Source organism: Microbispora rosea (assembly GCF_044460045.1).
Classification (GTDB): Bacteria; Actinomycetota; Actinomycetes; order Streptosporangiales; family Streptosporangiaceae; genus Microbispora; species Microbispora rosea.
This window is the reverse complement of sequence record NZ_JBITJO010000001.1, coordinates 1451118-1470444: the sequence shown is the minus strand read 5'-3', so window position 1 is coordinate 1470444 and position 19327 is coordinate 1451118. Positions and strand designations below refer to the sequence as shown.

The 19327-nt window shown below is 72.6% G+C and carries 20 protein-coding genes; 12 read left to right on the top strand and 8 right to left on the bottom strand.

All coding sequences use genetic code 11. The features are described 5' to 3' along the window. The first annotated feature begins 33 nt into the window (after positions 1-33). On the top strand, positions 34-1092 hold the full coding sequence (locus ACIBK1_RS07260) for a sulfite oxidase (RefSeq protein ID WP_396733063.1): 1059 nt from the start codon (positions 34-36) through the stop codon (positions 1090-1092). On the opposite strand, the gene ACIBK1_RS07255 is transcribed toward ACIBK1_RS07260, so the two are convergent. Continuing rightward, positions 1089-2078: a zinc-binding dehydrogenase gene (locus tag ACIBK1_RS07255; protein WP_396733060.1), complete on the bottom strand. Its 990-nt coding sequence runs from the start codon at positions 2076-2078 to the stop codon at positions 1089-1091. The two genes, ACIBK1_RS07260 and ACIBK1_RS07255, sit on opposite strands and share 4 nt — an antisense overlap. Positions 2079-2181: 103 nt before the next feature. Here ACIBK1_RS07255 and ACIBK1_RS07250 point away from each other — a divergent pair, with 103 nt between their 5' ends. From ACIBK1_RS07250 to ACIBK1_RS07215, 8 genes are all read left to right on the top strand, one after another. Next, entirely contained in the window at positions 2182-2787 is a 606-nt protein-coding gene (locus ACIBK1_RS07250) for an RNA polymerase sigma factor (RefSeq protein WP_051762289.1), read from the top strand. Further along, a complete protein-coding gene (locus ACIBK1_RS07245) occupies positions 2784-3608 on the top strand; it encodes a zf-HC2 domain-containing protein (protein WP_396733057.1) in 825 nt (274 codons plus the stop codon). The genes ACIBK1_RS07250 and ACIBK1_RS07245 overlap by 4 nt, the downstream gene beginning before the upstream one ends. Next, a complete protein-coding gene (locus ACIBK1_RS07240) occupies positions 3605-4459 on the top strand; it encodes an ABC transporter ATP-binding protein (RefSeq protein WP_396733054.1) in 855 nt (284 codons plus the stop codon). The genes ACIBK1_RS07245 and ACIBK1_RS07240 overlap by 4 nt, the downstream gene beginning before the upstream one ends. Beyond that, entirely contained in the window at positions 4456-5916 is a 1461-nt protein-coding gene (locus tag ACIBK1_RS07235; protein WP_396733051.1) for a hypothetical protein, read from the top strand. Before ACIBK1_RS07240 ends, ACIBK1_RS07235 begins: the two co-directional genes overlap by 4 nt. Further along, a complete protein-coding gene (locus ACIBK1_RS07230) occupies positions 5913-6632 on the top strand; it encodes a hypothetical protein (RefSeq protein ID WP_396733048.1) in 720 nt (239 codons plus the stop codon). Before ACIBK1_RS07235 ends, ACIBK1_RS07230 begins: the two co-directional genes overlap by 4 nt. 15 nt (positions 6633-6647) lie before the next feature. Further along, a complete protein-coding gene (locus ACIBK1_RS07225; RefSeq protein ID WP_363528651.1) occupies positions 6648-7466 on the top strand; it encodes an SAM-dependent methyltransferase in 819 nt (272 codons plus the stop codon). Between the two features lie 76 nt (positions 7467-7542). Next, positions 7543-7818: an isoamylase early set domain-containing protein gene (locus ACIBK1_RS07220; RefSeq protein WP_030510813.1), complete on the top strand. Its 276-nt coding sequence runs from the start codon at positions 7543-7545 to the stop codon at positions 7816-7818. Between the two features lie 51 nt (positions 7819-7869). Further along, complete coding sequence (locus ACIBK1_RS07215; RefSeq protein ID WP_396733045.1) at positions 7870-9051, top strand: zinc-dependent alcohol dehydrogenase; 1182 nt, start codon at positions 7870-7872, stop codon at positions 9049-9051. A gap of 3 nt (positions 9052-9054) precedes the next feature. Here ACIBK1_RS07215 and ACIBK1_RS07210 read toward each other — a convergent pair whose 3' ends face one another. From ACIBK1_RS07210 to glnII, 5 genes are all read right to left on the bottom strand, one after another. After that, entirely contained in the window at positions 9055-9882 is an 828-nt protein-coding gene (locus tag ACIBK1_RS07210; RefSeq protein WP_030510811.1) for a metal ABC transporter permease, read from the bottom strand. Continuing rightward, positions 9879-10760 (bottom strand): metal ABC transporter permease, encoded by an 882-nt coding sequence (locus tag ACIBK1_RS07205; RefSeq protein ID WP_030510810.1) that lies wholly within the window; start codon positions 10758-10760, stop codon positions 9879-9881. The genes ACIBK1_RS07210 and ACIBK1_RS07205 overlap by 4 nt, the downstream gene beginning before the upstream one ends. Next, positions 10757-11518, bottom strand: coding sequence for a metal ABC transporter ATP-binding protein (locus ACIBK1_RS07200; protein ID WP_030510809.1), 762 nt, complete (start codon positions 11516-11518; stop codon positions 10757-10759). The genes ACIBK1_RS07205 and ACIBK1_RS07200 overlap by 4 nt, the downstream gene beginning before the upstream one ends. Continuing rightward, the gene (locus ACIBK1_RS07195) at positions 11515-12438 is read right to left on the bottom strand and encodes a metal ABC transporter substrate-binding protein (RefSeq protein ID WP_036408241.1); all 924 of its coding nucleotides are present in this window, start codon (positions 12436-12438) and stop codon (positions 11515-11517) included. The genes ACIBK1_RS07200 and ACIBK1_RS07195 overlap by 4 nt, the downstream gene beginning before the upstream one ends. A gap of 232 nt (positions 12439-12670) precedes the next feature. Continuing rightward, on the bottom strand, positions 12671-13726 hold the full coding sequence (glnII, locus tag ACIBK1_RS07190; protein ID WP_387077490.1) for a glutamine synthetase: 1056 nt from the start codon (positions 13724-13726) through the stop codon (positions 12671-12673). 168 nt (positions 13727-13894) lie between these two features. Between glnII and ACIBK1_RS07185 the strand changes: the two genes are divergently transcribed. Beyond that, a complete protein-coding gene (locus ACIBK1_RS07185) occupies positions 13895-14413 on the top strand; it encodes a hypothetical protein (RefSeq protein WP_156081125.1) in 519 nt (172 codons plus the stop codon). 34 nt (positions 14414-14447) lie between these two features. On the opposite strand, the gene ACIBK1_RS07180 is transcribed toward ACIBK1_RS07185, so the two are convergent. Beyond that, positions 14448-15230 (bottom strand): DUF72 domain-containing protein, encoded by a 783-nt coding sequence (locus tag ACIBK1_RS07180; RefSeq protein WP_076442807.1) that lies wholly within the window; start codon positions 15228-15230, stop codon positions 14448-14450. An 83-nt stretch (positions 15231-15313) separates the two neighbouring features. Between ACIBK1_RS07180 and ACIBK1_RS07175 the strand changes: the two genes are divergently transcribed. Both ACIBK1_RS07175 and ACIBK1_RS07170 read left to right on the top strand, forming a co-directional pair. Further along, complete coding sequence (locus ACIBK1_RS07175; RefSeq protein ID WP_396733039.1) at positions 15314-15859, top strand: type 1 glutamine amidotransferase domain-containing protein; 546 nt, start codon at positions 15314-15316, stop codon at positions 15857-15859. A 67-nt stretch (positions 15860-15926) separates the two neighbouring features. Next, the gene (locus ACIBK1_RS07170; RefSeq protein ID WP_396733036.1) at positions 15927-16805 is read left to right on the top strand and encodes a sugar kinase; all 879 of its coding nucleotides are present in this window, start codon (positions 15927-15929) and stop codon (positions 16803-16805) included. A 19-nt stretch (positions 16806-16824) separates the two neighbouring features. Here ACIBK1_RS07170 and ACIBK1_RS07165 read toward each other — a convergent pair whose 3' ends face one another. Next, positions 16825-19263 (bottom strand): FAD-dependent oxidoreductase, encoded by a 2439-nt coding sequence (locus tag ACIBK1_RS07165; protein WP_396733033.1) that lies wholly within the window; start codon positions 19261-19263, stop codon positions 16825-16827. Positions 19264-19327 lie beyond the last annotated feature (64 nt).

The following is a 19327-nucleotide window of genomic DNA, read 5'->3' as shown; positions in this document are numbered from 1 at the left end:
CCGTCACCGCGTCGGCCCGGAAGGGAAGGGCCGATGCACACGACACGCGACATCCGCACGCCGGTGGTGAAGCCGGCCATCGCCGCCCTCATGGAGGACGCGGGCACCGGCCTCGACTACGGCACCCGGCCCGACCGCCTGCCGGGCCTGCTCACCCCGCTCGACCGCTTCTTCGTCCGCAACCACGCACCGACCCCCCGCCTCGACGCGAGAACCTGGACGCTGCGCGTCGAGGGCGCCGGCGTACGCCGGACCGTCCGCTACACCTACGACGACCTCTGGCGCCGGTTCCCGCTCGTGTCCCTCATCCGCACCATGGAGTGCGCGGGCAACCGTCGCGCCCTGTTCGGCATCGAGCACGGCCGCCGCTTCGGCGGGGTGCAATGGGGCCGGGGCGCGATCGCGACCGCCGAGTGGACCGGGATCCCGCTGCGCGACCTGCTCGAACCCGCCGGCCTAACCGACGCCGCCGTCGAGGTGATGCCGGAGGGGCTCGACGAGGCGCGCGGGCGCCGCCCGATGCCCCTGGCCAAGGCCCTGGCCCCCGACACCCTGCTCGCGCTCGCCATGAACGGCGAGATCCTGCCGCCCGACCACGGCTTCCCCGCCCGCGTGCTCGTCTCCGGCTGGCTCGGCGCGGCGAGCATCAAGTGGGTGGGCCGGATCGAGGTGTCCGACCGGCCGCTGAGCGTGCCGTGGAACACCGAGGACTACGTGATCGTCAGCCCCGGACGTCCGGCCGTGCCGATCACCTCCACGCCGGTCGCGAGCCTGGTCGAGCTGCCCTGGCCCGCGCGGCTGCACTCCGGGCCGCAGACGATCCGCGGCCGGGCGTACGCCGGGGAGGACCGCGTGACCGCGGTGGACTACCGGATCGACGACGGCCCGTGGCTACCCGCCGACCTCGACGGGCCCGGCCTCGCGGGCGTCTGGACCCGCTGGCGGTTCCCCTGGGACCCCGCCCCCGGCGCCTACGTCGTGCGGGTGCGGGCCACCGACGAGCACGGCCGCTCCCAGCCCGACACCACGCCCTGGAACGACCTCGGCTACTGCCACACCTCGGTGCTCCCCCATCCCGTTGTGGTCACCTAGGGAACGAGCACCACCTTGCCCGTGGTCGCGCGGGTCTCCAGCGCGGCGTGCGCGGCGGCGGCGTCCTTGAGCGGGAAGCTCTGCACCAGCGGGACCAGCGCGCCCGACCCCGCGGCCGCCAGCGCACGCTCCTCGAGGCCCCGCAGGCCGCCCGGCCGCTTCAGCACCCGCGCGCCGACCGCCGCCGCCGCGGTGATGCCGCGCGCGAACAGGTCCTGCGTGGTCAGCGCGGTCGGGCCGCCCTGCGCGTCCGCCCAGCCGAACAGCACGATCCTGCCGCCGACGCCGAGCAGTTCCAGGGTGGCGCGCCCGAGGGCCCCGCCGACGCCGTCGAGCGCCAGCGTGACCTCCCGGTCGCCGAGGATCGCCCTCACCTGGTCGGGCCAGCCGGGCACGGCGTAGTCCACGGCGTGGTGCGCGCCCAGCTCCAGCACCCGGCCCACCTTGGCCGCTCCGCCGGCGAGCCCGACGACCGTGGCGCCTGCCCGCACCGCCGCCTGCACGAGCAGGTTGCCGATGCCTCCGGCCGCCGCCGTCACCAGGACGACGTCGTCCGCCCGGATCTCCGCGATGTCGAGGATGCCCATGGTCGTCCGGCCGCTGCCGATCATCGCCACCGCCTCGCCGTACCCGAGGCCGTCCGGGATCTCGTGGATCGCCGAGGCGTCCCGCACGGCCAGTTCGGCGTATCCGCCGGGAACCATCCCCAGATGGGTCACCACCCGCCTGCCGACCAGGCCAGGATCGGCCCCGGGACCGACGGCGTCGACGATCCCGGCGACCTCCCGGCCGGGGATCGTGGGCAGGTCGGGGACGGGGATCGGGCCGCCGGCGTACTTCCCGGCCCGCAACGTGGTGTCGACCAGGTGCACCCCCGCCGCCCGTACGGCCACGCGGACCTGGCCCGGCCCGGGCTCGGGATCCTCGACCTCCTCGTAGAGGAGATTCTCAGCGGGACCGAATGCATGCAATCTGATGGCGTACATGTGCCCGTTATAGATCTCCGAGCCGCTCCCCCACATCGGGCGATGGTCCTAGGACGTCCGTACCTCGTGAACCGATCGGCGCGCGCGCCGCGATAGACGAGACATGCGCCCCCTCTCCCTGCGGTTCCCCCGCAAGCGCCCGCATCCACCGCCCGTGAGCCCGTCCAGTGACGATCACGACCTGATGGCGGCCGTGGCGGCGGAACGCGTCGAGGCGCTCCGGCTGCTGCATGACCGGCACGCGCCCTGGCTGCGCGCCCGCCTGCTGCGCAGGTGCGCCGACCCCGACCTCGTGGACGACGCGATCCAGGACACGTTCGTCGCGATCTGGCGCGGGGCGCGCCGCTACTCGCCGCAGGGCGACGACGCCGCCGCCTGGATCTGGACGATCGCCGCGCGCCGCCTCGCCTCCGCCCTGAGACGTCCCGGCGGACGCTGGATCGCCGCCGCCGCGCTCGCCGACACCGCACTCGCGGAAACAGGCGCCCGCCTCGCCTCCGCGGAGGACAGCGTGCTGCTCGGGGTCGAGCACGGCGACCTCGGCGGCGCCCTGGCCCGCCTGTCACCGGAACTGCGCGCCGTGATCCAGGCGACCGTCCTCGACGGCCTGACCGTCCGCGAGGCGTCCCGGCTGCTCGGCATTCCCGAAGGCACCGTGAAAACCCGGCTCATGCGGGCCAAGGCCCGGCTGAGAGAGGAGCTGGCATGACGACCGGCGACTGGCACATCCCGCCCGGCCTGCTGGAACGCTACCTGGACGGCTCGCTCGATCCGGTGGGCGTCATGTCCGTCGAGGCCCACCTCGTCCGCTGCGCCCGGTGCCGTACGGCGGTTCCCGCCGACGGCGGGTGGCTGGCCACGTCGTGGGAGCGGATCGCGGCGGAGGTCGCCGCCCCCGCCCCGCCGCTGACGGAGCGGCTGCTGCGCGGCGCCGGAGTACCCGGGCACCTGGCCCGGCTGCTCGCCGCGACGCCCGCGCTGAGCCGCGCGTGGGCGGCGGCCGTCGCGGTCGCGCTCGGCTTCGCCGTGGCGGCCGCGCACCTGGCCGGCCATGGATTCCTCGCGTTCCTGACACTGGCCCCCGTGCTGCCGACGGCGGGCATCGCGCTCGCGTACGGCCGCCGGATCGACCCCGCCCACGAGACGTACGCGGCCACACCCATGGCGGGAGCGCCGCTGCTGCTGGTGCGCTCGACAGCCGTGCTCCTGACGGCGCTCGCGCTGACCGCTCTGGCCGTGCCGTTGCTGCCGGCCGCCACCATGCCGTCCGTCGCCTGGGCCTGGCTGCTCCCCGCGCTGACGATGACCTCGGGTTGCCTGGCACTGGCCACGCGAGTGCCGCTGCCTCTCGCCGCCGTGACCCTGGGCGGCGGCTGGGTCGCAGTCGTGACGGGGGTGGGAGCGGTGACGGGCGACCGCACGCTGCCGTTCCGGCCCGGCGCGCAGGTGCTCTACGGCTGCGCCGTAGCGCTGCTCACCCTCGTCCTGTACGTCCGGCGCCATCTCCTCGACCCCGCGGAGCCCCGATGACCCCCACCGTCACTGTGCGCGGCCTGCGCAAGCGGTACGGCCACACGGTCGTGCTCGACGGCCTCGACATCGCGTTCGGCGCCGGCGTGACGGGCCTGCTCGGTCCGAACGGCGCGGGCAAGACGACGCTGCTGCGCTGCCTGGCCACGACGCTCGCGCCCGACGCCGGGGAGTTGCGCGTCCTGGGCCTCGACCCGGCCACGGCGTCCGGGCGGACCGGCGTGCGCCGGCGACTCGGTTACCTGCCGCAGGACCCTGGCTTCTACCCCCACTTCACGGCCTTCGAGACGCTCGACTACGTCGCGATCCTGAAGGAGATGACGGACCGGCGCGAACGGCACCGGGAGGTCACGCGGGTGCTCGCCGAGGTCGGCCTCGCCGACCGGGCGCGCACGAAGGTGCGCAAGCTGTCGGGCGGCATGCGGCAACGGCTCGCGCTCGCCCAAGCCCTGCTGGACGGGCCCGACCTGCTCGTCCTGGACGAGCCGACGGTCGGCCTCGACCCCGAGCAGCGACTGCGGCTGCGCGCCCTGGTCTCCCGTCTGGGCGAGAGCCGTACGGTCCTGCTGTCCACCCACCAGACGGAGGACGTCGCGGCGCTGTGCGAGCGGGTGGTCGTGATGGACAGCGGGCGGATCCTGTTCGACGGCACCCCTTCCGGGCTCGCGGCCGTCGCCGCCGGCCGGGTGAGCCTCGGCGACCACCGTCCGGGGCCCGGCGCGCTTTTCTGGCGGACGGCCGACGGGCGCTACCGCACGATCGGCGATACCCCGGCGGACGCCGTCCCGGCCGAGCCGACGGTGGAGGACGGCTACCTGCTCCTCGTCGGCCGCACCCAGGAGGCGGCATGAGTCTGGTCAGGTTCGAGGCCGTCCGGCTGCTGCGCGACCCGCTGGTCTGGGGAGCCGCGGTGCTCATGGTCGCGCTGCGCGTCTGGCAGACGTGGACCCGCGCGCCCGCCTGGCCCGAGGTGACGATCGACACGGCGTACGGCTGCCTGCTCGTGGGGGCGGGCGCGCTGCTGGCGGCGAACCTCGCCGTGAACCGGGAGCGGCGTCACGGCATGCCGGAGACCATCCGGGCGCTGCCGGTCCGGGCCCAGGCCAGGACCCGGGCGCTGCTGGTCGCCGCTCCGGCGGTCGCCGCCGCGACGGCCTGCGCGGCCGCGGCGGTCCACCTGCTGAGCCTGCTGCCGGCGCACCCGGCAGGCCGGTTCGATCCGTGGGAGGCACTGACCGGGCCTGCCGGGGCTGCGCTCTGCGGCGTCCTCGGCGTCGCCGTGGGCCGGTGGCTCCCCGGACCGGCCACCGGGCCCGTCGTGCTCTTCGCGGTCGCGGCGCCCGCGGAGCTGTCCAGGTCGGGCGGTTCGTGGGCGGCGCTGCTTCCGGTGATCCTGCATCACGACCTGCCTGTGGAGATCAACCCTCGGCCGTCGGGCACCCACCTCGTCTACGTCCTGGCCCTGGTCCCGCTGGCGGCCGCCCTCGGCATGGCCCGGTACGGCCTGTGGCCCCGGCGCTCGCTCGCCGCGCTGGCCGGGCTGGCGGTCGCGGTGCCCACGGGGGCCGTCGCGATCGCCGGCCTGCGCGATGCTGTGCCTCAGGAGAGGCTGGCGCGATGGTCGGCGCCCGAGGCGCAGCGCTGCCGGGAGGCCGAGGGGGTGCGTTACTGCGCCTATCCGGGCTACGAGGCGTGGATCCCGCTCTGGGCGCGCGCGGTGCGGCCCGTGGTCGCCGCGGTTCCGCCCGCCCAGCGCGCCCGGGTGCCCGAGATCAGGCAGCGGATCGGCGACGTCTCCTTCGGCCAGGGGCGGGAGACGGTGACGAGGCCGGGGTGGCCGCACCCCACAGGACCGTTCTTCCTGTGGGGCAGGCACGGGACCGCGGAGCTCTCGGAAGCCTGGCTCGGCGGCCAGGCGGCGGCCCGGGTGGCCGGCGTGCCGGACCCCGAGTGGTGGCGCACGTCGATCACCGATCCGCTGTACGGCGCCTCCGGCATCTTCGTTCGTGTGGGCACGCCCGGATGCGCCGAGTGGGGACGGGCGCGCACGCTCGTCGCCCTGTGGCTGGGCGGCCAGGCCGGGCCGGTACGTGTCGCCGCCTCGTCCTGGGCACAGACGAAGGACTCCGAGCGGCCCGCCGCCGAGCGCCTCTACCGGTATGCCGAGCGCCTGGTCGCGCGCCCGGACGCCCGCGCACGTGTGTGGGCCCACTGGACGACCCTCCTGGACCCGGCGACCACGGTCGAGCAGGCGCTTCCGCTGCTCGGCCTCACCCCGGACCCCGACGATAGGAAGGACTGCTCGTGATCCGTACGGCACTGATCCTCGTCCGCCCGCTCCTGCGGGCCGTCGACTGGGCGCCGCTCGCCTGGACGTGGCTGGCGTCCGCGGCCGTGATCGTCGCCGCCGCCCTCACCCGCGGTGCTGTGGTGAGCTGCGATGCCGTGGTCCTGTCACGGCTGTCGGCCGGGGCGATGGGCGCCACGGCGGGGTTCGCTCTCGTCGATCCCCTGGCATACGGCACGCTCGCCACGCCTGTGCCGAGGTGGCTGCGCATGTGGCTGCGCACCGCTCTCGCCGCCGGGGCCGCCCTCGCGGCCTGGGGGACGACCCTCGCGCTGATCGTCGTCTTCCTGCCCCAGGGCTCTCCGTTGCTCGCCGGCGACCTGGCGCTGGAGGCCGCCGCGTGCGTACTCACCGGACTGTCCGGCGCCGCCGTCGCCGTACGGCTGCGCCCCCGGCACGGCCGGTCCGCGGCCCTCGCGGGCGCGGCGGCCCAGTTCGGGCTGCTCGCCGTCACGCTCTTCCTGACCGCCGAGCTCTGGCTATGGCCCCTGCAGGACGATCCGCAGTGGCCGGTCGCCCACCGGCTGTGGCTCTTCCTTCTGCCGCTGCCCGTGGCCTGCCTCTTATCGGCGAACGCAAATCCGGTGGGAAGGTGGAGTCACAGAGTTATGGCGTTCTTCGTTGGGTTTTTCCTCGGCGGCCCTTATGCTCGCATGAAGTCCTCTTTACTACCGTGAGTGAGGAGACCTTGCGTGGCCGATGACGCGCCGCCACCCGGCATCGATGCGCGCGTCCCCAATCCTGCGCGCATGTACAACTATTTCCTCGGCGGAAAGGACAACTTCGCGGCCGATCGGGAAGCCGCGGAGCGGGTCATGAGTGTCGCGCCCGAGGCCCCCTCGCTGGCCCGCCGCAACCGTGCCTTCCTGCGCCGGGCCGTACGCCATCTGGTGACCGAGGCCGGGATCCGGCAGTTCGTGGACATCGGCACCGGGCTGCCGACCGAGGGCAGCGTCCACGAGGTGGCGCACGAGCTGGACCCCGGTGTCCGGGTGGCGTACGTGGACAACGACCCGGTCGTGCTCGCACACGCCCGGGCGCTGCTGTCGGGCGCCACCGCCACCACCGTCACCGTGCACGGGGACCTGCGGCGCCCCGAGGAGATCCTGGCCGATCCGGAGCTGAGGTCGCTGATCGACCTGTCGGAGCCGGTCGCCGTCCTGCTCGTGGCCGTGCTGCACTTCCTCTCCGACGACGACAAGCCGGCCGAGCTCGTCACCCGCCTCGGGGAGTCCGTCGCCCCCGGAAGCCACCTCGTGCTGTCCCACGTCACCGACGAGGAACGGGCCGGCGACGCCCGCGAGGGGGCGGCCGTCTACCGGCAGGCCAGCAACGGCGTCACGCTGCGGAGCCGCGAGCAGATCCACGAGTTGTTCGGCGGCTTCCGGCTCATCGAGCCGGGCCTGGTCCCGCTCGACGACTGGCGGCCCGACGACGAGAACCTGCTCGCCCGGCAGGCCGGCCGCCACCTGCCCACGTGGTTCCTCTGCGGCGTCGGGCACACGCCCTGAAAAGGCCGTGAATATTGTGTTACGTCCTGCGTGTACTTGTTTCTTCCTTTAGGGGCAATACGCCAGGCTATGCGACATGCTCAAACGCACCAGGTTGTTCGGGCAGAAGACCCGCGTCACCTTCGCCCTGCCCGTTGACGAGCCCTCGGGAACGGTCAGCGTGGTGGGCGACTTCAACGACTGGCTGCCCGGCCGCCACGAACTGCTGCGGCGCAGGAACGGCACCCGCACCGTGTCGGTGATCCTCCCGCCCGGCGCGCACCGGTTCCGCTACCTCGCCACGGGAGGCGTGTGGTTCGACGACGACCACGCCGACCAGGTGGACGGGCAGGGCAGCGTGCTGCACCTCTGATCCGGATATAGAGCCCGTTTCCCCCGCCGTAAGCGGGGCAGGCGGGGAACCATGAAGGCAGTTACCTGGCACGGCAAGCGCGACGTCCGGGTGGAGGAGGTCCCCGACCCCGCCATCAAGGAACCCACCGACGCGATCATCCGGGTCACCACCACCGCGATCTGCGGCTCCGACCTGCACCTCTACGAGGTGCTCGGCCCGTTCATCGGCGAGGGCGACATCCTCGGCCACGAGCCGATGGGCATCGTGGAGGAGGTCGGCGCGGAGGTCACCCACATCTCGCCCGGCGACCGCGTGGTGATCCCGTTCAACATCTCGTGCGGCCACTGCTTCATGTGCGACCGCGCGCTGTACGCCCAGTGTGAGACCACCCAGGTCCGCGAGTACGACACCGGAGCCGCGCTCTTCGGCTACACGAAGCTGTACGGCGAGGTGCCCGGCGGCCAGGCGGAATACCTGCGCGTCCCGCAGGCGCACTTCGGGCCGATCAAGGTGCCGCACGGGCCGCCGGACGAGCGGTTCGTCTACCTCTCCGACGTGCTGCCCACCTCCTGGCAGGCCGTCGAGTGGGCCGAGGTGCCGGACGGCGGCAGCGTCACGGTCTTCGGCCTCGGCCCGATCGGGCAGATGTCCGCCCGCATCGCCCGCCACCGCGGCTACCGGGTGATCGGCGTGGACATCGTCCCCGAACGCCTGGAGATGGCCCGCCGGCACGGCATCGAGGTGATCGACGGGAACGAGACCGACGACGTGCCCGAGGCGATCCGGTCGATGACCGGGGGCCGGGGCACCGACTCGGTCATCGACGCCGTCGGCATGGAGGCGCACGGCTACACCGTGGGCAAGCTCGCCCAGACGGTCACCGGCATGCTGCCCGACAAGGCCGCCGCCGCCATGATGACCCGCGCCGGCCTCGACCGGCTCGCCGCCCTGCAGGACGCCATCGAGACCGTGCGCCGCGGCGGCACGATCTCGATCAGCGGCGTGTACGGCGGGATGACCGACCCCATGCCCATGCTGCAGCTGTTCGACAAGGGCGTCACGCTCAGGATGGGCCAGGCCCACGTCAAGCGGTGGGTGGACGATCTCATGCCGCTGCTGACCGGCGACGGCGATCCCCTGGGGGTCGAGGACCTGGCGACGCACCGCCTGCCGCTCGGCCAGGCCCCGCACGGCTACGAGATCTTCCAGAAGAAGGAGGACGGCGCGATCAAGGTGCTGCTCACGCCCTGATGATCAGACCCTGACGGCCGCGGCCCGTCCGGCCCGGCCGCGTACGGCGGTGCCGAGGAAGACCGCCCCGAACACCAGGCCCACGAACAGGGCGATGGAGGCCCCGGTCGCGACGTTCCATCGGGTGGAGACCCACACGCCCGCGAGGGCGCACGCGACCCCGATCCCGGCGGCGAGCGGGAACAGCGGCGCGAACCTGTCGGTGAGCAGGCGGGCCGTCGCGGCCGGGCCCACGATCAGCGCCACGGCGAGGATCGTGCCCAGCGCGGGCACGGTGGCGACGACGGTCACCTCGACGACCGCGAGCAGTGCGAAGTCCAGCAGCACGGTGGGCAGCCCGAGCGCCGCCGCCCCCACCGGGTCGAACGCCGCGAGCAGCAGTTCCTTGCCCACCAGGGCGAGCACGAGCAGCACGCCCGCGGCGACGGCGACGGTCGCCACCAGGTCGCCCGTGCCGACGGCGAGGACGTCGCCCACCGTGTAGGCCGCCAGGTCCTTGGTGAAGCCGTCCTGGGACGACACCAGCACCACACCGAGCGCGAAGCCGCCCGACAGCGCGATGCCGGTGGCCGTGGTGAAGTCCTGCCCGCGGCCCCGGCCGAACGCGAGGACGGCGGCGACCACCAGCAGCCCGAACAGCCCGCCGCCGAGGTAGATGTTCACCCCCAGCAGGGCGGCGACGACGATGCCGGGGAACGTCGCGTGCGTGAGGGCCATCGTGAAGAACGGCAGCCGCCGCGCGACCACGAAGACCCCGACCACCCCTCCCAGCGCGCCGACCAGGACGGCCTCGACGAGGGCCCGGTGGACGGTGGAGTCGAGCCAGTTCACGCCGCCTCCAGGACCGAGCGGCGGCGGGCCCGGCTCAGGCCCGCCTTCCTGCGGACGTACGCGGCGGCGTGGGCCAGGCCGTACATCGCCACCAGCGCGAGCACCACGGTCGCGCCGGAGGCGAGCCTGATGCCATGCCCGACCGACGCCTCGTAGCTCACGACCAGCCCCAGCCACCCGGCGGCCGCACCGACGAGACAGGCCAGCGGCACGATGACCGCGAGCCGGTCCGACAGGCTGCGCGCCGCCGCGGCCGGCACGATGAGCAACGCGATCACGAGGACCGTGCCGACCGCCTTCACGGCGGCCACGACCACCAGCGCGACCGCGACGTTCACCACGAGGTCGAGCAGGCCGACGCGCACGCCGGCCGCCTGGGCGCCCTCGGGGTCGAAGGCCCGCAACAGCAGCGGCCGCCGCAGCACCGCCAGCAGCGCCACGACCACGACCGTCACGACGGCGGTCTGCGCGAGCTGCGCCTCGGTGACCGTCAGCACCCGCCCGAACAGGAACGCCGTGAGGTCGGCGGTGAAGCCGGTCTGCCGCGACACGATGACGACGCCGACGGCGAACAGCGTGGTCAGCAGCATGGCGAGCGCGGCGTCCTCGCTCACCCTGCGGCGCTGGGTGAGCAGCGTGAGCAGGACGGCGGTGACGACCCCGGCGGCCAGCGCGCCCCAGAAGATGCCGCCGTTCCCGGCCATGAGGTGGCCGATGACCACGCCGGGAAAGACGGTGTGCGTCAGGGTGTCGCTGACGAAGGCGAGCCGGCGCAGCAGCACCAGCACGCCGACGGTGCCCGCGAGCGCGCCGAGGAGAACCAGTTCGACCAGCGCCCGCGCCATGAAGGGCATCTGGAAGGGCTCGAAGAAGATCATGTCTGGGTCACGATCACCCGGTCGCCGCGCAGTTCGAGCGCGTGCCCGCCGTACGTCGCGCGCAGCCGCTCGGGCGTCAGCACGTCGCCGGTCGGGCCGAACCCGAACTGGCTCCGGTTGAGCAGGCACACCTCGTCGCAGGCGAGGTGGGCGATGGCGAGGTCGTGGGTGCTGACGACGACGGAGGCGCCCTGCGCCTTGAGCGAGCCGATCGCCTCCAGCAACGCGTGCTGGCTGACCGCGTCCACGCCGTTGAACGGCTCGTCGAGCAGCAGCATCCGCGGCTTGGCGGCGATGGCCCTGGCCAGCAGCACCCGCTGGCGCTGCCCGCCCGACAGCGTGCCGAACCGGTCACGGGCCCGCCCGGCCAGCCCGACCCGCTCCAGGGCGTCGGCCACCTCGGCCCGGTCGCCGGCGGAGGGGCGGCGCAGCCAGCCGATCCGCCGGTAGCGGCCCATCATCACGACCTGCTCGACCGACACCGGGAAGTCCGGGTCGAGCGTGTCGGCCTGCGGCACGTAGGCGACGTCGCGGCGGGCCTGCGCCGGGGGCCTGCCCAGCACCTCGATCCGGCCGCGTACGACCGGCACCAGGCCGAGCAGCGCCTTGATGAACGTGGACTTTCCGGCGCCGTTCGGGCCGATCAGCGCCACGGCCTCGCCCTCGTGGACGACGCCGTTCAGTTCTTCCAGCACCGGGACGTCGCCGTAGGCCACGCTCGCCCGGTCGAGCACCAGGGTCGGCGCGCGCTCACTCATGCGACGGTCCCCCTCAACGCGTTGACGATGGTGTCGGTATTGTGCTCCTCCATCTGCAGGTAGGTCGCACCGGCCGACCCTTCGGGGCCCAGCGAGTCGCCGTACAGCGCGTCCTCTCCGGCCACGACCCGCACCCCGGCCTCGCGCCCGATCGCCTCGGCCGTCTTCGGCGGCAGCGACGCCTCCGAGAAGATCGCCGCCGCTCCGGTCGCCTTGATCTTGGCGACGAGGTCGGAGACCTGCTTGGCGGACAGCTCCGCCGAGGTGTCGAAGCTCGGGATGATCGAGCCGACGAACGTCAGCCCGTAACGGTCGAGGTAGTAGCCGAAGGCGTCGTGGTTGGTCACGAGCTTGCGCCGGTCCGCGGGGATGGACTCGACCTTCTTGGCGATCTCGCCGTCGAGCGCGTCCAGCTTCGCGTCGTACGCCACCCGGTTGGCCTGGTAGGCCGCGGCGTCGCGCGGGTCAGCGGCGGCGAACGCCTTCTCTATGGTGTCGACCATCGTCTTGGCGTTGAGGGGGTTGTGCCAGATGTGCGGATTGCCGTCGCGGATCTGCACGCCCTGGGAGGCGTCCACCACGGGCCCGTCGAAACCGGCGGCCGAGATCGTCTCGTCCAGCCATCTCTCCAGGTCCACGCCGTTCTTGACGAGCACGTCGGCCTCGGCGATGGCCTGCATGTCCGCCGGGGACGGCTCGTAGTCGTGGGGATCGACGTTCGGCCGGAGCAACTGGTGGACGCTGACCCGGTCACCGCCGACGTTGCGGGCGAAGTCGGCCACCTGTGTGGTGGTCGCCACCACCTTCAGCGGCTGGGCCGGGTCGGAAGGCGAAGAGGACGCGTTCCCTTCGCCGCACCCGGCGGCGAACAGCACGAGCAGGGCGGCGGACGACAGCGTACGGGCGAGAGGCGAGAGCACGACGAGTCCTCAAGTCGGCATATCAAAGCAGTGCGTCAAAGCAGTGCACCAAGCGATGCATCAGGGGAAACATCCCTTTCAAATGTCTCGCAAATGAAAATCATTGTCAACTCGGGACACTTCGACCGCCCGCCGGCCGCCGCACAGCCGCCGTAAAACGCGTACGGCTCCCGCGCCGGAACGCGGGAGCCGTAGGGAGATGAGGGAACCGTTCAGTTCCTCGTGAAGCCGATCAGATCTGGCCGGCCTTCTCCAGAGCGGTGCAGCAGGTGTCGACCATCAGGCGGGTGACGACGTAGGGGTCGACGTTGGCGTTGGGGCGCCGGTCCTCGATGTAGCCCTTCTTGTCCAGCTCGACCTGCCAGGGGATGCGGACGGACGCGCCGCGGTCGGAGACGCCGTAGCTGAACTTGTCCCACCGGGCGGTCTCGTGGTGGCCGGTGAGGCGGTCCTCGACGCCGTGGCCGTAGTTCTTGACGTGCTCCAGGGCGTTCTCAGCCAGGGCCTCGCAGGCCGTGATGATCGGCTCGTAGCCCTCGCGCATGGCCTTGGTCGAGAAGTTGGTGTGCGCACCCGCGCCGTTCCAGTCGCCCTTCACCGGCTTCGGGTCGAGCGTGGCGGCGACGTCGAACTCCTCGGCGGTGCGGTAGAGCAGCCAGCGGGCGACCCACATGTGGTCGCCGACCTCCAGCGGACCCGCCGGGCCCACCTGGAACTCCCACTGGCCGGGCATGACCTCGGCGTTGATGCCGGAGATCTTCAGGCCGGCGGCCAGGCAGCGGTCGAGGTGCAACTCGACGATGTCACGGCCGAACACCTCGTCGGCGCCGACACCGCAGTAGTAGCCGCCCTGCGGGGCGGGGAAGCCGCCCAGCGGGAAGCCGAGCGGGCGGCCCTCCTTGAAGAAGGTGTACTCCTGCTCGATGCCGAACCACGAGTCCTGCTCGGCGAACTTCTCGGCCACCTCGGCGAGCGGGGCGCGGGTGTTCGTCGCGTGCGGGGTCATGTCGGTGTGCAGGACCTCGCACATGACGAGCACGTTGTCACCGCCGCGGATCGGGTCGGGGCAGGTGAACACCGGCTTGAGCACCAGGTCGGAGGAGTGACCGGTGGCCTGGTTGGTGCTGGACCCGTCGAAGCCCCACAGCGGCGGCTCGGCGCCGTCGGCAAGGACCTTGGTCTTGGAGCGGAGCTTCGCGGTCGGCTCCGTGCCGTCGATCCAGATGTACTCGGCCTTGTAGGTCACGTCGATCCCTTCGAACGAGGCGGCCTGGCGTTCGTCCGCCACGCTCGACATTGCCGTTCTGGCATTTCGTATCTTTTGCCCGTTTGTAACCGCAGTGTTAACGCGCATTCTTTGCCTTGACGGTGTTGTGACCCGCGGCACATGAACGCCGCTCTCCTGGGCAGTCGGATAAGCGTCAACCAATCGCAACCGCACTGGGAGTGAGCGCAGATGGTCTTATTGGGCCTGCTTCTGGTTCTGATCGCGGCGGCGGCTGTGATCGAGGTGTCGGTGAACGACACCGCGAACACCATGCCGATCACGGTCCTGGACCGCACGTTCAACCTCAGCCCGTTCGAGCTGTTCATCGCCGGTGTCGTGACCGCCGCCGTATTCGTCGCCGGTCTGCTGCTCATCACCGGCGGCATGCGCCGCGCGGCCGTGAAGCGCCGCCGGCTGCGTGAGGCGCGCCTGGCGGAGCGGGACCGCGTGTCCCGCCTGGAGGCCGAGAAGCGCGACCTGGAGCGCCGTCTGGAGACGACCCCGACGGCCTCGACGACCCCGACGTCCACCCCGAAGGTCGACCGGGACGGCGACGGAGTCGACGACCGGACCGAGCGGGCCGAGCGCGCCGAGCAGGCGGAGCGTCCCACCGCGCCGCACAACCGCCTCTCCATACCCGCCCAGCAGTCGCCCTCGGACCAGCTGGTGGCGGGCGGGCGTCACGCGGCCGACGACCGCCGCGCCTGATCCGTCATGCCGGGGGTGACACTCGCCCGTCCGGTCACGACCGGACGGGCTCGGGGGTCCGCTTGGAGGTCGGCTCGGGGAGCCGCGCCCTGCTGACGTCCCGCCCCTGCGCGCACGCCAGCTCGGCGAAGGTGATCGCGTTGCGTACGGCGGCGCCACCGGGGTCGTTGTTGAAGTAGACGTAGGCGTCCGGCGCGTCCCCCAGACGGTCCACCCAGCTGCGCAGCGCACGCCGCCCATAGTTGGGCCAGGGCTCCGCCCCTCCCTCGTGGAAGCGCAGGTAGACCCAGTCGGCCGTACGCCACAGGGGTCCGGCCGGCCGGCCGAGCCGGTCCGCCCAGCACAGCGCGGCCCCGAACTCGGTCAGCAGAGCGCGGATCTCGTCGGTCCACCACGAGGCGTGCCGGGGCTCGACCGCGACCCGTACGGCGCGCGGGAACCGGGCCAGGCAGGCCCGCAGCCGCCCGGCGTCCACCTGGAGGGTCGGCGGCAGTTGCAGCAGGATGGGGCCCAGCTTCGGGCCGAGGCCCTCGGCCACGCCCATCAGCCGCTCGACCGGCTCCTCCGGGTCCTTCAGCCGCTTGATGTGCGTCAGGAAGCGGCTGGCCTTGACCGCCATGACGAAGCCGGGCGGCGTACGCTCCCGCCAGGACTCGAACGTCTCCCGCTTCGGCAGCCGATAGAAGGCGTTGTTGTTCTCGACCGTGGCGAAGATCTCGCCGTAGCGCTCCAGCCACAGCCTCTGCGGCACGCCCCCATAGACGAGGTCGCGCCAGTCGGCGTACTGCCATCCAGAGGTCCCCACCAGCACGGGCATGCCGATCCCCTACCCCGCAGACGGCATAGATCGCGGCCGGCGGGGCACGCGACGTCAAGAACGAGCAAAAGAGGGGAGCAACGATGATCCAGGGCAAGACGATCGCATTCCTCGTCGCACCCGAGGGGGTCGAGCAGGTCGAGCTCACCGAGCCGTGGAAGACCGTCCAGCAGGCGGGCGGCACTCCGAAGCTGGTCTCGGTGGAACGCGGCGAGATCCAGGCGTTCCACCACCTCGACAAGGCCGACACCTTCCCGGTGGACGCCGTGGCCGGAGAGGTCTCCGCCGCCGACTTCGACGCGCTGGTCCTCCCCGGCGGGGTCGCCAACCCCGACTTCCTGCGCACGCGGCCGGAGGCCGTACGGTTCGTCAAGGAGTTCTTCGAGGCGGGCAAGCCGGTCGCGGCGATCTGCCACGCGCCGTGGACCCTCGTGGAGGCCGACGTGGTGCGCGGGCGCACGCTGACCTCGTGGCCCAGCCTCCAGACCGACCTGCGGAACGCGGGGGCGACCTGGGTGGACCAGGAGGTCATGGTCTGCACGGGCGGTCCTAACACGCTGGTGACCAGCCGGAAGCCGGACGACCTGAAGGCCTTCTGCCAGGCCGCCGTGGACGCGTTCGGCGCCTGAGTCGGGGCTTTCCCGGGCGGATCAGGCTCTGTCATGCTTTCCGGGTGCGATCCCGCGGACTTACGGCATGACCGAGGTTTTCACGCTCGGAGAGGCATTGGGCGTCGTCTCCGGCGATCGGCTCCGGCACGACATGACGATTCGCCTCGACGTGGAGGGGCCCGAGCTGACGACGGCGGTCGGCCTGGCCCGGCTCGGCCACACGGTGAGCTGGCTGGGCCGGGTCAGCGCCGACGAACTGGGCATGCGCACGCTGACCGTGCTGCGCGGCGAGGGCGTGGAGGTCTCCCACGTACGGGTGGACGAGACGACGGCGACCGGGCTGATCCTCCGGCAGCGGCGCATCGGCCGTTCGTCGCACGCCGTCCACTACCGGGAGGGCTCGGCCGGGTCGCACCTGTCGACCGGCGACGTGCCCGGTGAGGCGGTCCAGTCGGCGCGGATCCTGCACGTCACCGGCGTCACCCTCGGGCTGAGCGGCCTCGCATGGAGCGCCGTCCACCACGCCGTCAAAATCGCCAGGGACGCCGGCGTGCTCGTCTCCGTGGACGTCAACCACCGCGCGAACCTGTGGGAGAGCTCGGAGGAGGCCCGGCAGGGACTCACCGAACTCGCCGCCTCGGCCGACGTGCTCTTCGCTACCCAGGACGAGCTCATGCTCGTGGAGCCCGTGCTCGCGTCCACGCCCGAACTGGTCGTGACCCGGGGCGCCAAGGGAGCCAGCGCCACCGTCGAGGGCCTGCGCTACGACACCCAGGCCGCCCCTGTGACCGCGGTCGACCCCTCCGAGGTCGGCGGCGCGTTCGTCGCGGGCTACCTCAGCGCGATCCTGGACGGCCTGCACCCGTCCGACCGCCTCAAGCGCGGCATCTCGGTGGCCGCCTTCGCGGTCGCCAGCCACAGCTCCTGGCAGGGCCTGCCCACCCGGGGCGAGCTGCCCCCATGACCAGCGACTCGACGCCCACCTACCGCCAGGGCTCGGCCTTGATCCAGAGGCCGTCCGGGTCGTAGAGCGGCTCCCGGACGACGGTGGCGCCCACGCGGCCGCCGTTGACGCCGATGTCCACACGCCCGCCGGGCTGCACGTCCAGCGGCAGGTACACGTACGCGATCGAGCGGCCGACCCGGTGGCCGAATCCGCCGCTGGTGACGCGGGAGACCGGACGGCCGTCCAGCCGGACGGGCTCGCCGCCCAGGCAGACGTCACGCCCGCCGTCACGCCCGCCGTCACGCCCGTCGTCACGCCCGTCGTCGAGCACCAGGCAGCGCAGCGCCGTACGGGGACGCGGCAGGGCGGCCCGGCGCTCCGGGCGGACGGCGAAGCCGAGCCCGGCCTCCAGCGGGGTGGTCTCGGGTGTGACGTCGAGCCCCCACACGCGGTAGCCCTTCTCCAGCCGCAGCGAGTCGAGCGCGCGGTAGCCCGCCGGCCGCATGCCGTGCGGCAGGCCCGCCGCCATGAGGGAGTCCCACAGCGTCAGCCCGTACTCGGACGGGCAGTAGAGCTCCCAGCCGAACTCGCCCACGAACGTGACCCGCTGGGCGAGCACCGGGACGTGCCCCACGCTGATCTCGGCGGCCCGCAGGTAGCCGAAGGTCAGATCGTCGTCCGTCAGCGACGCCAGGATCTCGTACGCGCGAGGTCCCCACAGGCAGTAGCAGGCGTAGGCGGAGGTGACGTCGGCGACCGCGAGCCCGTGACGGCGCAGCAGCGCGGCGTCGTGGTCCCCGAACGCGGTGCCGGTGACGAGACGGAACCGGTCCTCCGCCAGCCGGGTCACGGTGACGTCCGCCTCGATGCCCCCGCGTCGGTCGAGCAACTGGGTGTAGACGACCGAGCCGACGGGCCGGTCAAGGGCGTTGCCCGCGAGCCGCTCCAGGTCAGCGACAGATCCGGAGATTTCCAGCTTGGCGAAGGACGTCTGATCGAACAGCCCGGCGGCGTCCCGCGTCGCCAGGCACTCCTCGCGGATCGCCGGAGACCAGACCCTGCCCGCCCATCCCCTCGGCCGTGCCACGTCCTCATCCGAGGTGGGCGGATACCAGTTGACCCGCTCCCACCCGGCCTTCTCGCCGAAGGACGCGCCCAGCGCCTCGTGCCGCACCCAGGCGGGCGAACGGCGCAGCGGGCGGGCGGCGGTGCGCTCCTCGCCGGGATAGACGATGTCGTAGTACGTGCTGTAGGAGTCCAGGGCCCTGGCGCGGGCCCAGCGGGCCGACCGGGCATAAGAGCCGAAACGGCGCACGTCCATGCGGAAGACGTCGTACTCGGGGGCGCCCTCGACGATCCACTCGGCCATGACCTTGCCCACGCCGCCGGCGGCGGCCAGGCCGTGCACGCAGAAACCGGCCGCCACCCACAGTCCGGCGACCTCGGTCTCCCCCAGCAGGAACTCCGAGTCGGGCGTGAACGCCTCCGGCCCGTGCACGACCTTGCGGAACGCGGCCGGGTCGTCGCCGTCCCCCACCGACCTCAGCGACGGCACCCGCCGGACGGCCGAGTCCCACGACTCGCGGAACTTCGGCATGTCGGGCGCGAAAAGGGTGCGGGGCACGGACAAGGGCCGGCCGGTGTCCCAGATCTGCGGGCTCCTGATGTAGCCCCCGACGAGGATGCCGCCGTCCTCCTCACGGAAGTACACGATGTTGTCCGGGTCCCGGACGGTCGGCGTGTCCGCCGGGACGCCGGACGCCGGGGTGACCACGTACTGGTGCTTGATCGGCACGATCGGGATGTCGGCACCGGCCATCCGCCCGACCACCCCGGCCGCCGCCCCCGCCGCGTTCACGACGGTCTCCGTGCGCACGACGTGTTCGGCATCAGCCACGGCCAGCCGTACGGCCGACACCCGGCCGTCGTGGACGTCGACGCCGGTGACCTCGACACCGGTGAAGATCCGTACGCCGAGCCTGCGGGCGCCCTCGGCCAGGGCGTGACCGAGCCGGGCCGGGTCGAGCCAGCCGTCCCCGGGCAGCCACAACGACCCGAGGACGTCGCCCACTTCCAGCAGCGGCAGCCGGTCGAGCGTGCCCCCGGGGCCGAGCAGCTCCAGGTCGAGCCCGTACGTCTCGGCGGCCCCGGCCTGGCGCAGCAGTTCCTCCATGCGCTCGGGGGTGGTGGCCAGGCGCAGGCCGCCCACGCCGTGCCAGCCCGGATCGAGCCCGGTCAGTTCGCGCAGTTCGGGGTAGAGACCGGCCGAATACATGATCATTCTGGTCTGCGTGACGGTGGACCTGAGCTGGCCGACGAAGCCGGCGGAGTGCCAGGTCGTGCCCTCGGTGAGGTCGTGCCGTTCGACCAGGATCACGTCGGTCCAGCCGAGCCGGGCGAGGTGATAGGCGACGCTGCATCCGGCCACTCCACCGCCGATGACGACGGCGCGGGCGTCTGCGGGAAGTTGCGACATCGGTACCGTCCTGTAACACCCGGCCCAGACAATCGGATCAATGGTCTGAAGGTAGACCAAAAGG

Excerpts from the sequence above, each read along its gene's own strand:
- ACIBK1_RS07260 (WP_396733063.1), top strand. The coding sequence starts at position 34 with ATGCACACGACACGCGACATCCGCACGCCGGTGGTGAAGCCGGCCATC.
- ACIBK1_RS07255 (WP_396733060.1), bottom strand. The coding sequence starts at position 2,078 with ATGTACGCCATCAGATTGCATGCATTCGGTCCCGCTGAGAATCTCCTC.
- ACIBK1_RS07250 (WP_051762289.1), top strand. The coding sequence starts at position 2,182 with ATGCGCCCCCTCTCCCTGCGGTTCCCCCGCAAGCGCCCGCATCCACCG.
- ACIBK1_RS07245 (WP_396733057.1), top strand. The coding sequence starts at position 2,784 with ATGACGACCGGCGACTGGCACATCCCGCCCGGCCTGCTGGAACGCTAC.
- ACIBK1_RS07240 (WP_396733054.1), top strand. The coding sequence starts at position 3,605 with ATGACCCCCACCGTCACTGTGCGCGGCCTGCGCAAGCGGTACGGCCAC.
- ACIBK1_RS07235 (WP_396733051.1), top strand. The coding sequence starts at position 4,456 with ATGAGTCTGGTCAGGTTCGAGGCCGTCCGGCTGCTGCGCGACCCGCTG.
- ACIBK1_RS07220 (WP_030510813.1), top strand. The coding sequence starts at position 7,543 with ATGCTCAAACGCACCAGGTTGTTCGGGCAGAAGACCCGCGTCACCTTC.
- ACIBK1_RS07215 (WP_396733045.1), top strand. The coding sequence starts at position 7,870 with ATGAAGGCAGTTACCTGGCACGGCAAGCGCGACGTCCGGGTGGAGGAG.
- ACIBK1_RS07205 (WP_030510810.1), bottom strand. The coding sequence starts at position 10,760 with ATGATCTTCTTCGAGCCCTTCCAGATGCCCTTCATGGCGCGGGCGCTG.
- ACIBK1_RS07200 (WP_030510809.1), bottom strand. The coding sequence starts at position 11,518 with ATGAGTGAGCGCGCGCCGACCCTGGTGCTCGACCGGGCGAGCGTGGCC.
- ACIBK1_RS07185 (WP_156081125.1), top strand. The coding sequence starts at position 13,895 with ATGGTCTTATTGGGCCTGCTTCTGGTTCTGATCGCGGCGGCGGCTGTG.
- ACIBK1_RS07180 (WP_076442807.1), bottom strand. The coding sequence starts at position 15,230 with ATGCCCGTGCTGGTGGGGACCTCTGGATGGCAGTACGCCGACTGGCGC.
- ACIBK1_RS07175 (WP_396733039.1), top strand. The coding sequence starts at position 15,314 with ATGATCCAGGGCAAGACGATCGCATTCCTCGTCGCACCCGAGGGGGTC.
- ACIBK1_RS07170 (WP_396733036.1), top strand. The coding sequence starts at position 15,927 with ATGACCGAGGTTTTCACGCTCGGAGAGGCATTGGGCGTCGTCTCCGGC.
- ACIBK1_RS07165 (WP_396733033.1), bottom strand. The coding sequence starts at position 19,263 with ATGTCGCAACTTCCCGCAGACGCCCGCGCCGTCGTCATCGGCGGTGGA.